At 65.0% G+C, this 13,728-nt stretch carries 13 protein-coding genes and 1 riboswitch; of the genes, 5 read left to right on the forward strand and 8 right to left on the reverse strand.

Features of this window, described 5'->3' with window-relative positions; genetic code table 11:
- Positions 1-192: 192 nt before the first annotated feature.
- The 5 genes from AC3WOY_RS11460 to AC3WOY_RS11480 all read right to left on the reverse strand — a co-directional run bounded on the left by AC3WOY_RS11460 (position 193) and on the right by AC3WOY_RS11480 (position 7,329).
- Entirely contained in the window at positions 193-3,291 is a 3,099-nt protein-coding gene (locus AC3WOY_RS11460; protein ID WP_492429271.1) for an efflux RND transporter permease subunit, read from the reverse strand.
- 15 nt (positions 3,292-3,306) lie between these two features.
- The gene (locus AC3WOY_RS11465; RefSeq protein ID WP_492423796.1) at positions 3,307-4,464 is read right to left on the reverse strand and encodes an efflux RND transporter periplasmic adaptor subunit; all 1,158 of its coding nucleotides are present in this window, start codon (positions 4,462-4,464) and stop codon (positions 3,307-3,309) included.
- A gap of 40 nt (positions 4,465-4,504) precedes the next feature.
- A complete protein-coding gene (locus AC3WOY_RS11470; RefSeq protein WP_492423798.1) occupies positions 4,505-5,893 on the reverse strand; it encodes an efflux transporter outer membrane subunit in 1,389 nt (462 codons plus the stop codon).
- A 155-nt stretch (positions 5,894-6,048) separates the two neighbouring features.
- Positions 6,049-6,336, reverse strand: a complete 288-nt coding sequence (locus tag AC3WOY_RS11475; protein ID WP_492423800.1) for a GNAT family N-acetyltransferase — start codon at positions 6,334-6,336, stop codon at positions 6,049-6,051.
- A gap of 90 nt (positions 6,337-6,426) precedes the next feature.
- Entirely contained in the window at positions 6,427-7,329 is a 903-nt protein-coding gene (locus AC3WOY_RS11480; protein ID WP_492423802.1) for a GNAT family N-acetyltransferase, read from the reverse strand.
- A 188-nt stretch (positions 7,330-7,517) separates the two neighbouring features.
- Here AC3WOY_RS11480 and AC3WOY_RS11485 point away from each other — a divergent pair, with 188 nt between their 5' ends.
- The gene (locus tag AC3WOY_RS11485) at positions 7,518-8,087 is read left to right on the forward strand and encodes a tetratricopeptide repeat protein (protein ID WP_492423804.1); all 570 of its coding nucleotides are present in this window, start codon (positions 7,518-7,520) and stop codon (positions 8,085-8,087) included.
- Here the strand turns inward: AC3WOY_RS11485 and AC3WOY_RS11490 are convergent.
- The gene (locus AC3WOY_RS11490; protein ID WP_492423806.1) at positions 8,057-8,761 is read right to left on the reverse strand and encodes a lytic transglycosylase domain-containing protein; all 705 of its coding nucleotides are present in this window, start codon (positions 8,759-8,761) and stop codon (positions 8,057-8,059) included. The two genes, AC3WOY_RS11485 and AC3WOY_RS11490, sit on opposite strands and share 31 nt — an antisense overlap.
- Before the next feature lie 216 nt (positions 8,762-8,977).
- A riboswitch (cyclic di-GMP riboswitch) is annotated at positions 8,978-9,062 on the reverse strand.
- Between the two features lie 199 nt (positions 9,063-9,261).
- Here AC3WOY_RS11490 and AC3WOY_RS11495 point away from each other — a divergent pair.
- The 3 genes from AC3WOY_RS11495 to AC3WOY_RS11505 are packed head-to-tail and all read left to right on the forward strand — an operon-like array spanning position 9,262 to position 11,970.
- Positions 9,262-10,362, forward strand: a complete 1,101-nt coding sequence (locus tag AC3WOY_RS11495; RefSeq protein ID WP_492423808.1) for a 6-phosphofructokinase — start codon at positions 9,262-9,264, stop codon at positions 10,360-10,362.
- A 1-nt stretch (position 10,363) separates the two neighbouring features.
- Complete coding sequence (locus AC3WOY_RS11500; RefSeq protein ID WP_492423810.1) at positions 10,364-10,690, forward strand: thioredoxin family protein; 327 nt, start codon at positions 10,364-10,366, stop codon at positions 10,688-10,690.
- A 53-nt stretch (positions 10,691-10,743) separates the two neighbouring features.
- Entirely contained in the window at positions 10,744-11,970 is a 1,227-nt protein-coding gene (locus AC3WOY_RS11505; protein WP_492423813.1) for a metal-dependent hydrolase, read from the forward strand.
- Here the strand turns inward: AC3WOY_RS11505 and AC3WOY_RS11510 are convergent.
- Positions 11,956-12,792, reverse strand: a complete 837-nt coding sequence (locus AC3WOY_RS11510; RefSeq protein WP_492423815.1) for an SIR2 family NAD-dependent protein deacylase — start codon at positions 12,790-12,792, stop codon at positions 11,956-11,958. The two genes, AC3WOY_RS11505 and AC3WOY_RS11510, sit on opposite strands and share 15 nt — an antisense overlap.
- Positions 12,793-12,977: 185 nt before the next feature.
- On the opposite strand from AC3WOY_RS11510, the gene AC3WOY_RS11515 reads away from it, so the two are divergent.
- Positions 12,978-13,343, forward strand: a complete 366-nt coding sequence (locus AC3WOY_RS11515; protein WP_492423817.1) for a hypothetical protein — start codon at positions 12,978-12,980, stop codon at positions 13,341-13,343.
- A 3-nt stretch (positions 13,344-13,346) separates the two neighbouring features.
- On the opposite strand, the gene AC3WOY_RS11520 is transcribed toward AC3WOY_RS11515, so the two are convergent.
- Positions 13,347-13,718: a response regulator transcription factor gene (locus tag AC3WOY_RS11520; RefSeq protein ID WP_492423819.1), complete on the reverse strand. Its 372-nt coding sequence runs from the start codon at positions 13,716-13,718 to the stop codon at positions 13,347-13,349.
- Positions 13,719-13,728 lie beyond the last annotated feature (10 nt).

The raw sequence follows: 13,728 nt of genomic DNA on the forward strand, positions 1-13,728 counted from the left end.
ACACGATACTATCTGATGTTACTAGCAGACCACGCAGCAGTTGCGTGTTTGGACATCACAAAACCAACCCCAAGCCGTTCATCTGGACCAAAAGCGCCTATGACATCCTGCAAAAAGTCATTCGGGCAAAAAGCCGCTTAAGTTCCAAACAGAATGCAACAACACGCTAGTTCATTTTCCAGGCACAGCCCTTCACGCCTTTTCCTCCGGCGCAACCGCACTCCCCTTCGTCCGCCCGCGAAGCCGGTCCTTCACCCGCCGCACCAGCCCCTCGAAATCATCCATGTAGGTAAACACCGCCGGCACCACCAGCAGGCTCAGCACCGTTGACGTAATCAACCCGCCAATCACCGCAATCGACATCGGCGAACGGAAGCTGGCATCCGCCACGCCAAGGCCGATGGCAATCGGCAGCATGCCCGCGCCCATCGCCAGCGTGGTCATGATGATCGGCCGCGCCCGCTTGTGGCAGGCGTCGAGCAGCGCGTCGAAGCGCGACAGGCCGTGGTCGCGGCGGGCGACGATGGCGTATTCCACCAGAAGGATGGAGTTCTTGGTCGCGATGCCCATCAGCATGATCAGGCCGATCAGCGACGGCATCGAGAAACTTTTCTGCGCGACCAGCAGGCCGACGAAGGCGCCGCCGAGCGACAGCGGCAACGCGGCGAGAATCGTCACCGGATGCAGGAAGTCCTTGAACAGCAGCACCAGTACGATGTAGATGCAGAGCACGCCGGTCAGCATCGCCAGGCCGAAGCTGGCGAAGAGTTCGCCCATCACCTCGGCATCGCCGACTTCGACCACCTTCACGCCGGGCGGGAGATTCTGGACCGCCGGGAGCTTGTGCACGGCTGCGGTCACGTCGCCCAGCGGCAGGCCGGACAGCTCGATCTCGAAGTTGATGTTGCGCGAACGGTCGTAGCGGTCGATCACTGCCGGGCCGCCGGTCACTTCGAGGTCGGCGACCTGGCCGAGCATGACCGGGCCGCGCCTGCCGGGCACCGTCAGCCTTTCCAGCACACCGAGGTCTTCGCGCGCCGCCTCGTCCAGCTTGACCACGATGGGCACCTGGCGCTGCGACAGGTTCATCTTCGGCAGCGATACGTCGTAGTCGCCGACGGTGGCAATGCGCAGGGTTTCGCCGATGGCGCTGCTCGTGACGCCGAGATCGGCGGCGCGGGCGAAGTCGGGACGGATCGCGATCTCAGGACGGATCAGGCTGGCGGTCGATGCCACGTTGCCGAGGCCGGGAATGGTGCGCAGGTCCTTCTCGACAGCCAGCGCCGCCGCGCGCAGCGCATTGGCATCCTCGCCGGTCAGCACGAGGATGTATTTCTCGCCCGATCCGCCGAGGCCGACCTTGGTGCGCGCGCCGGGCAATTGTTCCAGCGCGGCACGGATATTGTTCTCGATGCCTTGCTTGCGCGGCCGGTCGCCGCGCGGCGTGAGCTGGATGGTCAGCGTGGCCTTGCGCGCCTCGGCCGCACCCTGCGGTGCGAACGGGTCGCCGCCGGCGCTGCCGCCGCCAATCGTGGTGTAGACGCTCTTGACGTGCTCGACACGGGAGATGAGCGCGCGCGCATGTTCCGCGGTCTTCATGGTGTTGGCCAGTGTCGATCCCGGCGGCAGTTCGATGTACACCTGCGTCTGCGAGTTGTCGTCCGGCGGAATGAAGCCGGTCGGCAGCAGCGGGATCAGCATGATGGAGCCGATGAAGAACAGCGTGGCCGCAATCATCGTCGTCAGCCGGTGCTTCAGGCACCATCTGGCCCATTTCATGTAGGTCTTCATCCAGCGCGGATCGCCGTGGTCGTCGACGATGGGCTTGAGGATGTAGGCCGCCATCATCGGCGTCAGCACCCGCGCCACCACCAGCGACGCGAACACCGCGAGCGAGGCGGTCCAGCCGAACTGCTTGAAGAACTTGCCGGCCACGCCGCTCATGAAGGCGGTCGGCAGGAACACGGCGATCAGCGTGAAGGTGGTGGCGATCACCGCCAGGCCGATTTCGTCGGCCGCTTCCATCGCCGCCTGGTAGGGTGTCTTGCCCATGCGCAGGTGGCGCACGATGTTTTCCACTTCCACGATGGCGTCATCGACCAGGATGCCGATGACCAGGGACAGCGCGAGCAGCGTGACGACATTGATCGAGAAGCCGAGCAGGTACATGCCGATGAAGGCAGGGATCACCGACAGCGGCAGGGCGACCGCCGACACGAAGGTCGCGCGCCAGTCGCGCAGGAACAGCCAGACCACCACCACTGCAAGCAGCGCGCCTTCGAGCAGCAGCTGCATCGAGCCGTCGTATTCCTCTTCCACGGGCGCGACGAAGTTGAAGGCTTCGGTGATGTCGAGATCGGGGTGCTGCGCCTTCAGCTCGACCAGTGCTTTCTGCACCGCGGCGCCGACCGTGACTTCGCTCTCGCCCTTGCTGCGTGACACTTCGAAGCCGACTACCGGTTTGCCGTTGAGCAGTGCGGCGGAGCGGCGCTCGGCGATGGTGTCGCTGACATTGGCCACTTCATCGAGGCGGATGCGGCGGCCGTCGGACAGGGGCAGTTCCAGGCGTGCCAGCTCCTCGGCGGATTTCACCGTGGCGAGCGTGCGCATCGGCTGTTCGCCGCCGCCCAGATCGGCGCGTCCGCCGGCGCTTTCGCTCTGCATCATGCGCAGCTGGCGCGAGATGTCGGCCGCCGTCGCGCCCAGCGCGAGCATCTTGCCGGGATCGAGCGCGACGCGCACCTCGCGCGCCACCCCGCCTACGCGATTGACCGCGCCCACGCCACGCACCGACAGCAGCTTGCGCGATATGTCGTTGTCGACGAACCACGACAGGGCTTCTTCGTCCATGCGCGGCGAAGAAATCGTGAAGGCGAGCACAGGCTGGGCGGCAAGATCCATCTTGTTGACGATGGGATCGCGCACGTCGCCCGGCAGGTCGGCGCGCACGCGCGCCACGGCCGAGCGCACGTCGTCCACCGCTTCCTGCACCGGCTTCTCGAGGCGGAACTCGGCGGTCAGCGTGACGCCGCCATCCTGTACCTTGGTATAGATGTGCTTGAGGCCCTGCACGGTGGCGATCGAATTTTCGATCTTGCGCGCCACTTCGGTTTCGAGCTGCGCGGGGGCTGCGCCCGGCAGCGATACCGACACGCTGACCGTGGGCAATTCGATGTCGGGGAAGTTCTGGATTTTCATGCCCTTGAAGGAGAGCACGCCGGCAAAGGTCAGCATCACGAACAGCATGACCGCCGGTATCGGGTTCCTGATCGACCAGGATGATACGTTCATCATCGCGTGCGCTCCTTATTTCGCAACCGGTTTGCCGTTCGCATCGGCGCCGCTGGCGGAAGCGTCGGCCACGCGCACGAGGTCGCCGTCGTTGAGGAAGCCGGCGCCGCTGACCACGACCGCCGCATCGCCCTTCAGGCCTTCCAGGATTTCGACACGATCGCCGATGCGGCGCCCGGTCTTCACCTTGACCTGCTGCACGCGATTTTCCGGCGTGACCCGGAAGACATAGTTGAAGCCGTCGCGCAATACGACCGCCTGCTGCGGCACCGTCAAGGCGGAAGAAGTGCCGAGGTCGAACTCGCCGCGCGCGAACATGCCGGCCTTCGCGGAAGGCGTGTTCTCGTTCGCCGCCGTCAGGTCGACATACACGATGGCGGCGCGGTTTTGCGGATCGACGGTCGGGCCGACCATGCGCACCTTGCCCTTCAGTTCGGCGCCGTTGACGGCGACGATGGATGCCGGTATGCCTGCCTTGACGCGGCCGAGTTCCGACGACGTCACTTCGGCGCGCCATTCGAGACGGCCGCGCCGGATCATGCGGAACAGTTCCGTGCCGGCGGGCACGACCGCGCCCACGGTGGCGGCGCGCGCGGAAATGACGCCGCTGTCGGGCGCCAGCACCTGCACCTTCTTCAGGCGGAGCTGTTGCGCGGAGAGGGTCGCCCTGGCCGCTTCGACCTTGGCCTTCTGCGTCTGTTCCGCGGTGAGGTACTGGTTGATCTGCTGCTCGCTCAGCGCGCCGGTGCTCTGCAAGGTGCGCGCGCGCGCCGCGTTGGCGGCGGCCTCGGCGGCGTTCGCTTCCGCCTCCATCAGCGCCGCGCGCGCCTGCGCGACATCGGCGGCGACGGATTCATTGGCGAAGGTGGCCAGCACCTGTCCCGCGCGCACCTGGTCGCCGACGTTCACATGCACTTCCGCCAGGCGCAGGCCGTTCGATTCGCTGCCGATGATCGCTTCCTGCCAGGCGGCGATGTTGCCGTTCGCCGCGAGCCGGATCGGCATGGTGGCCGTCTGCGGACGGACTGTCGATACGGTCAGCGCCGGTTTCGGGCCGGCTGCCTTCTTGTCGTCCGCCGCATTGGAATCGTGGGACAGGAATGCGGAACCGCCCGCGAGGACAAGCAATGCAACCAGGACGAAGGCGACGGGTTTGAGTTGGAATGGCTTCATGACATTGTTTCCATCATTCATATTTCGAAATCTTGCGCGTTCATTGCTGTCCGGCGTTCCAGCCGCCGCCGGCGGCGCGATAGAGCGCAATCCAGGCGCTGCGCCGTTCCCTTTCCAGCGCGACGAGCGCGTTCTCCGACGCGAGGCGGTTGCGGCGCGCCTCTTCCAGCTCGACAAGACTGGCCAGCCCGCCCTTGTAGCGCGCTTCCGTTGCATTGAACGATGCGCGATAGCCTTCGGCCGCGATGCGGGCATCCTCGCCGCGCGCGGCGGTGCTGTCCAGGTTGATCAGCGCCTCTTCCACCTCGCGCACTGCCTGCCGCACACGCGCCCGGTAGGCGGCGACGGCGGCCTCGTAACGCGCCTCGGCCGCCTCGACGCCGGCGGCGCGCCGGCCGCCATCGAACACCGGCAGCGACAAGGCCAGCGGGCCGATGGACCAGGTGGACAGTTCGGCGTCGGTTCCGCCCGTGCGGAAGCTGGCGCGTCCGACCGAACCGCTGAGCGACAGGCGCGGGAAGCGTTGCGCCTGCGCGCCGCCGATCTCGGCGCTCGCGGCGGCGACCTCGCGTTCGGCGGCAAAGACGTCGGGCCGCTGAGACAGCACTTGTGCCGGCAGGCTGTCGATCGCGATGCCGGTCTCGGCGGCAGTGGTGGCGGGCGCCGACAGCTTCTGCCGCAGCTCGGGCTCGGGCAGCGCCGTCAGCGCGACCAGTGCCTTGATGCCGGACTCGCACTGCGCGCGCTGCTGGGTCGCGCGGGCGTTGGCTTCGGCGGCGCTGGCACGGGCCAGAGCGGCCACCGCGGGGGCGGTGAAGCCCGCCTGCCGGCTCAGGTCCGCCAGCCGCGCGGTCTCACCGCGCGACGCTGCGTCGGACAGCGCAATGACAAGCAAGCCGTCGCAGGACCGCTGGCTGTAATACAGGTTGGCCGCTTCCGCCGCGACCGATACGCGCGCCTCATGCCAGCCCGCGGACGCGCCTTCAAGGCGCGATTGCGCGGCGTCGCGTGCCGCCCTTCCCGCGCCGAACAGGTCGATTTCCCATGCCGACTGGAAGCCGGCCTGGGCGGTCGTCCCCATCGGTTGCGGCGGCTGTGCGCTGCTGCGGGCGACGCTCGCTGCTGCATCCAGTGCCGGCAGCAACGCCGCTCCGGATGCGATACGCACAGCGCGCGCTTCGCCGATCCGCGCCTGCGCGGAAGCGATCGTCGGACTTGCCGCCTGCGCCGCTTCGATCAGTTGCGCCAGCACCGGATCGCCTTGCTGCTGCCACCACTGCGAAAGTCCGGCGATGTTGCCGCCGTGCGGCAGCGGCGCGTGCCACTGTTGCGGCGCGACGGTTGCAAGGGGGACCGGCTGCTGCTGCGTGGCGCAGGCGCCGAGCAGCATGGACAGGCCAACGGTGACGAGCTTTTGACGTTTGTTCATGTTTCTTTTTCTTGTTGCATTCTGCGATGACGCGCGTGGCAGGAGTCTGGAGGTCGTCCTGGTTCAGGAAAAAGTAGCCCGGCTAAAAAACGGGCGGGACAATACAGGCCGTGCACGGCGCCGTCATCCCGCTTCGAATGACGTGGGGAGAGAAGCTAGCCTGCCTTGACCGATGCGCCGTACTCCGGATGACGGCTCAGGTAACCTGCGATGAATTCGCAGCGGGCAACGATCTTCCGTCCGACCGCGACGGCATCGTCCAGCGCGAGCTTCGCAAGTTTCGAACCATAGCCCTTTCCTTCGTGTCCGTCGCCAACTTCAGTATGAGTGAACACGACAGCGTCGCCGTCGAGCCTGTATTCGGCAATGCCGACGATTTCACCTTTATCGAGCAGTTCGTAACGCTGTTGCTCGCTGTTGTTTCTCAGGGTTGCACCACTCATGATTCTCCCTTGTCCAGTTTGCGCCGGCATGCCTGCCGGAACTTGTCCGTCATTGCGCAAACATTGTAGTGCAAGGCCGGCAAATCCGATTCAGCGTCCGCGCAAGCTTTTTGCCGCGCGCCACGCTGCCAGCAGCTTTCCAGCCATGCGCCATGGAAGGCTGTGGTCGCGGGCGGCGTGATGCAGGACCCAGCGGTTCGCGGCCAGGGTGCAGCCCTTGCATGCCGTCTCGAAGGCGGTGCCGGCATGGCGGACCAGCGCGCCCGGGGAGCGATACAGCGCCAGATGATGGAAGGCCTGGAACTCGCCGAGCAGCGCCGTCTTGTAGTCGTACCAGCTATGGCCGAGGTGGAACCGCTCCGCTCCCGTCTCGATCGCATGGCATGCCGCGAGATAGCAGCACAGCGTGCCGAGCCGATACGTATCGAACTCGGCGGCATGGGCGTTCAGCCGGGAAATGCAATTCTTTCCGAAGCGATACATGATCGTGCCGCCGCACATCCGGCCGTCGACGGTTGCGGCCAGCACTGCGCCGGACTGCCGGACGAGGGCGACGATGCGCCGTGTCTCTTCTTCATCGATGGCGAAGGCCATGCCTTTGGCCGCGATCCGCAGCCGGCTCAGTTCGATGATCTGACGGATGAGGCATTCGCCGGCTTCACCGCCTTCAAGAACGGCATGCCGGAATGTGGGGAAATCGCGCTCCAGCCGGTTGCGGTGGCGCTTCAGGTTCTTGCGGGTGGCCGGACCGAGCCGCGCAAGGTATTCCTGCGGCGTGGCCGGCAGCGCGACGATGAAGTCCTCGGCGCAGAAGGCTTGCTGATGCACCAACGGGATGTGCGATGCCGCCGTTTGCACGGCATGGAATTCGATGACGTCCGCAAGGGCCGACTGCGAAAACATGTGGCGCGCAAAACGGACCACTTCGTTTTCATGCACGGCGATTGCGGCCGGGGCCGCCACCGCAGGGAATGGCTTCGCGTCGAAAGGCACCGCGTTTTCAGGACGTTAGACGGACCGAGGTACCGCCGGAAAGGCTGCGAGCGCATCACCGGGAGGTAAGTTCCCGCCGATCCATGGCGCGTGATTTTGTTCCACCGCAACCGCACGCATGTTGGCCTCCAAAGACAATCCGGGATCGCTACCCTGTTTCGCTCAGCCACCTTGCCACGGATAAAGAAATGTCCCTGTCGTCCCCATCCACGAACATTGCCCTTCAGCAGGCCATTACCCATCATCTGCGCGGCCGGTTGAAGGAAGCGGAGCAGTTATACCGCGTGGTCCTCAAGATCCATCCCGGCCACGCCGATGCCGGCCGCAACATGCTGGCCGCGATGTTCATGAGCAGGCGTTATGCCGACATGGAAAATGCGGCGCTGGAACTGGTGAAGGATGCGCCCCGCTTCGGCATCGCATGGAAGGGGATGGGACTGGCGCAACTGATGCAGGGCAAGGACGCGGTGCATGCCTTCCGCATGGCGGCGAAGCATCTGCCCGACGACGCGGAATCGCACGAAAACCTCGGACTGGCGCTCAAGCGCGCGGGTCGGCCGGATGAGGCGGAAGATTGCTTCAGGCGGGCGATCAAGTTCAATCCAGTCTCCGCAAGCGCCCACGTCAATCTCGGCAACCTCTTGAAGGAAACAGGACGCCAGACGGAGGCCGAAGCGGCATATCGCCAGGCACTCGCATTGCAACCTGACCTTGCCGATGCGCTGCCTCAGGGTTCGTCGCCGGATGTCGCCGCGTAGAACTTCCTCACGTCCCGCACATAGCGCCGCGTCTCGTTGAAAGGCGGCACGCCATTGTATTTGCGCACGTTGCCGGGGCCGGAGTTGTAGGCGGCAAGCACCTCGTCGAACGTCGCATGGGTACGCATCAGGTACTTCAGGTAGGCGGTGCCGGCGTGGATATTCGTCTGCGGATCGTACAGCGAATGCGCGTTGACGATACCGACGAACTTCGCCGTTCCCGGGGTGACCTGCATCAGCCCGCGCGCATTCCTCTTCGAGCGTGCCTTCGGGTTGTACCCGGACTCCTTCTGGATGACCGCATGGATCAGGCTGGACGGCACGCCGTGCCGCAGCGATGCATTGACGACCATGTGATGGTAAGGCTTGGCATCGCAGGAATGGCAGGTGGCATTGTCGACGATATCCTGGATCGATTCGCTGTAATCCGGCATGGGCAGCAGCGGCCGCGGCGATGCGCCGCGCGCCGCCTTGCGGAAGGATCGCGGTTCGATACCGAACGTCCCCCACTCGGCGAGCACGTCCTGCGCCCGCACGCGTTTCTTGCGCGCCGACTCTTGCGCGGCCTGGGCCGCAACGGCCTGCTGTTCGCTTTCTTCCACCGAGACCGGTGCGAGGGGAAAGGGTCCTGCACATGCGGCAAGCAATGCCGCGAAAAAGAGGGCGATCAACATGTTCACCGCCCTTGCTGTCACTGCCGCACGCGCTGCTGTGGAATCGGTAGCGTTCCACCGCACGGATGCATCGTTGCTGCACATGGTTCCTCCGCTCGCGGCACGCAGATGTGCCGCATGGCCTGGCATGCATTCGCGACGATCTCAAGCAACGGAGAGATGTTGCGGGAGTGAAGAGAGCTGGAGGGCGGCAGGATGCGAGCGGAACGGTATCCACTCGGCAGCCCTGCTGTCATAGACGTGTGCCCTTAGACCAGAAGCTTTGCGTCCCCGCCTTTCGACGGGTTTGCCCTTATCGGAATGTTTGCTGCCGGAACCAGCATACGCCAATCGTTTCCCATTAGAAAACGACTGAAGCATCTTGATACAACTGCGAGGCAATTGCGCCACGAAACGATAGCGGCTTGACACGATCTACTGACACAACGGCAATGCGCCCGGGCCGGATTGACTTGGTGATGCCCGGGGGTGATACTAAATTGACATATCCAGGAGAAACTGTGGTCAAACGAATCGCCATCAATACCGGCGGGGGCGATGCGCCCGGCCTCAATGCTGTCATCCGTGCAACGGTGCTCGCCGCCATCAACCGCGGCTGGGAATGCTATGGCATCCGCGACGGCTTCAACGGCATCCTCAATCCGGATCGCTATGCCGACGGCGGCGTGTTCCGCCTGACGCGGGACGGCGTGCGCGGCATCGCGCACCTGGGCGGCACCATCCTCGGCACGACCAACAAGGGCAATCCCCTGCACTATCCGGTGAAGATGCCGGACGGCACGACGAAGGATACGGACCGGTCGGACGAGGTCCTGGCCTACTTCGCAAAGGAAAAACTCGATGCGCTGGTGGCCATCGGCGGCGACGGATCGCTGACGATCGCGCATGCGCTGCACAAGAAGGGCCTGACCGTGGTCGGCGTGCCCAAGACCATCGACAACGATCTCGACAAGACCTTCACCACCTTCGGCTTCGATACGGCCGTGGCGTTTGCCACCGATTGCCTGGACCGCCTGCACAGCACGGCGGAGAGTCACCAGCGCGTGATGGTGGTGGAGGTGATGGGGCGTTATGCGGGATGGATTGCCTTGCATGCCGGCATCTCCGGCGGCGCGCACAGTATCCTGATCCCGGAAATTCCGTTCGACATCGAGAAGGTCGCGGAGAAGGTCCGCTGGCGCGACGGGCTCGGCCGCATGTACTCGATAGTCGTCGTCGCCGAAGGCGCGGCGCCGCTGGAAGGCGGACGGGAAGTCGCCGAAGCAGCCGGCACCGGACATGCCGAGCGCCTGGGCGGCATCGGCGAGCGCGTTGCCAAGGCCTTGCAGGAGCGCACCGGCAAGGATGCGCGCGTGGTGGTGCTCGGCCACCTGCTGCGCGGCGGCAGCCCGACCTCCTTCGACCGGCTAGCGGCGCTGCGCTTCGGCGCGGCAGCCGTGCGCGCGCTGGAACAGGACATGTCGGGCGTGATGGTGTCGCTGGCTTTCCCGAACGTGGAATACGTCGCGCTGGAAGAGGTCGCCGGCCGCATGAAGGGCGTGCCGCTCGACAGCGATACGCTGCAGACGGCGCGCGACATCGGCATCTGCTTTGGTGATTAGCATGGGACTCAACACCAGTTACGCCGAGCAGGAACCGGCACGCAGCGAGGTCGATGCGCTTGCCGGCCCGACCGTCGTCGAATTCGGCGCACCCTGGTGCGGCTTCTGCATCGGCGCGCAGCCGCTGATCGAACAGGCATTCGAGGGACATGACGCGGTCCGGCATATCAAGATCGAGGATGGTCCCGGACAGCGGCTCGGCCGCTCGTACCGTATCAAGCTGTGGCCGACGCTGGTCTTCCTGAAGGATGGCGTCGAAGTCGCGCGCCTCGTGCGTCCTGCAGATGCCGGCGCGATCCGGCAAGCACTTGCGCAGCTCGACGGCTAGTGCGATTGCGCTGTTCCCGGAGGCGGAGCACGGGAGCCGTGTAAGATTGTCCGATGGATAACCTGAGTCATTCGGTCGCCGGCCTGGCAGTCGGCGAACTGCTGCACCGCAGCCTGCCGCAGGAGGACGATCCGGGCATGCAGCGCCTGCGCCGCCGCCTGTTGCTGTTCACTGCCTGGGCAGCAAGCAACTTTCCCGACATTGATCTCGTGCTGACGCCGGTGCTGCCGGCGCCGCTCGGCTACCTGATGCACCACCGGGGCCATACGCACACGCTGCTGTATGCGATTCCGCAGGCACTGCTGTTGTGGGGCCTGGTCCTCCTCCTGTGGCCCAATGCCCGCCGCCTGATGGAAGCCAGTGCCGTTGCGCGCAAGGGCTTCTTCGCGGCCCTGTCGATCGGGCTCGCGCTGCACCTGTCGATGGACTTCCTCAATTCGTACGGCCTCCATCCGTTCCACCCGTTCGACTCGCGCTGGTTTTACGGCGACATGGTGTTCATCCTCGAGCCGTTCTTCTGGATCGTGTTTGGCGTACCGCTGGCGATGATGGCGCCTCCAGCATTGCGCATCCTGTTCCTTGTGGCGCTGGCTGCTGCACCGGCATACTTCGCGGGGAAGGGCTTCCTCCATTGGAGCTCGCTCGCGGGGCTGGCCGTCGTTGCCATCATCACCGGAGTCCTTCAGCATCGTGCCGGCACGGCCGGCAGGCGGGGCCTGGCAACGGCATTCGCACTCGGCGCAGCCTTTATCGCCACGCAAGGAATGGCGTCCTGGAACGCCGGACGCCTCGTGGCCGAAACACTGCAGCACAGGGATCGCGCGAACCGTGTTCTCGACGTCGCGCTGACGCCCTTCCCCACCAATCCCCTTTGCTGGACCTTCGTGTCCGTCGAGAGCGATCCGCAGGCGGGCAAGTATGCGTTGCGGCGCGGCGTGCTGAGCCTGTCGCCCGGCGTGCTGCCGCTCGACCGTTGTCCCGCCAGCCGGTGGGGCGATGTGCTTCCGCCGGAGGCGACAACGTCGATTGCCTTCTACTCGGGAGAGGTCGCCGACCTGTACACGCTGCGGGCGCTGAAGGACGGCAATTGCCACTTCGAAACCTGGCTGCGTTTTTCCCGTACGCCGTCGGTGGGAGCGACCGCAGCGACGGACCTGCGCTACGGCCCCGCCTGGAAGGAAAACTTCACCACGATGGACTTCGAATCCTTCAGGAAGCTGGATTGCCCGCGCTACGTGCCGCGCTGGCGTTTCCCGCGATCCGACCTACTTGGCCCATGAGGGCAGCCAGCGCAGGAACCATGGCACCGGCCTGCCTTCCGCCTGCATGCGGGCGATGGCGTCCCTGGCGAGAACGGGCAGCACCGTGCGGGCGCCGCCGAACAATTGCCATTGCGCGTAGTGCAGGTTCTCGCACCATTCGGGATTGATGACGCAGATCGGGACGCCGGCGCGATGCGCGGTTTCGACCACGGCCGCGCCGGGATACATTTCCGCCGGCGTGCCGACCACTAGCACCAGGCCAGCCGAGCGGGCCCCGTACTCGGCCCGCTCGACGGCGGCTTTGTCCGGCATTTCCCCCATCCAGACGATGGACGGGCGCAACTGGCCTCCGCAATTCGGGCAAGGCTCGCGCAATGCATCCGCGCCGGTCGCAAGGCCGGTCCAGCGGCACTGCAGGCATTTGAGCTCGTCGAAGCGGCCGTGCAGGTGGACCACTTCGGCGCAGCCTGCTTCCTCCAGCAGCACGTCCACGTTCTGCGTCACATGCGTGACGTCCCAGTGCCGCTCGAGGGCACGCAGTGCCGCGTGCCCTTCATGCGGCCTTGCCGCCAGCAACCGGTGCGCCTGTTCGACGTACCACTCGACGGCAAAAGCGGGATCGCGCGCATAGCCGGTCGGTGTCGCCACGCGCTCGAGCAGGTCCCCCGTCCAGAGATGCTCCCCGGCGCCCCGGTAAGTAGGCAGTCCGGAGTCGGCAGACATCCCTGCGCCGCTATACACAAATATGCGGGTGGCATGCGCAAACTGTTCAAGCAACTTGCGGTAACCGGCCGGTTCAAGGCCGAAGGTTGCAGTGGGAGCGGTGCTGGGCGTTCTCATGGGCGCGGATGTGTTTCCCAATTATCGCGTTGATCCACGGCATGCGCCATAGACATGCGCATTTGACTTGCTCCGGCCTCCTGGTTGCGCTTGCACAAAACACAACAAACCCATGACAGCAGAATGGATATGCAGCACAGCAGTCCTGTTTTCCCTCTTGGATGCAGACGTGGAGGAAGATGGCTATGCGACATTCGCCGCGGCATCATCTGCTGGCCGCCATGGCGCTGGCGGGCACATTCATCCTGTCCGGATGTGCCGCGCCGCCGGAAGCCGGCGTACGCGAGGATGGTCCGATGCAGAAGACCAATCCCCGCAAGCACCGCGAGCACGTCATGCAGGCCGCATGGCGCGGCCAGCCTTATCAATTCCTGCTGGAAAAATTCGGCCCGCCGAGGGGCGTCATGGCACATCCGGGCCTGCGATCCGACCGGGGAGAAATCGTCCTCTATGGGGTGCGCGACGCCAGCTCCAACTGTATCGATGCCTTTACCGTCGTCGCGCCGGGCAGCAGTCACGATCGCATCGTGATGGACTACTTCTGTCGTTAACGCTCATTTCCGCCCTTCGCAGTGCGCGTGAGCAAACGCAAGAAGCTGCTCGATCTTCACTGGCTTTTTCAGAACTTCGCAGCCATACCGCTCCCTGACGTCGCTCACGTCCGCGATGGCGGACACGACCACGACAGCGATGTCGGCCGGTCCGCGCCGGTTGCGCAGCGCTTCCAGGAATTGCCAGCCGTCCATCACCGGCATCATGAGGTCCAGCAGGATGAGGCAGGGCTTGCCTGTTTTCTCCAGCGCCAGCAGCCCCTCGCTGCCGTTGGCAGCAGAGGCCACCTCGAAACCTTCCAGTTCGAGCAGGTCGCGCAGGGTTTCCCGCAGGTCGGGTTCGTCCTCGATGATCAGTATCCGGTCACATGCCATGTCTGTTCGT

This window comes from Noviherbaspirillum sp. FW303-A3, assembly GCF_058788695.1.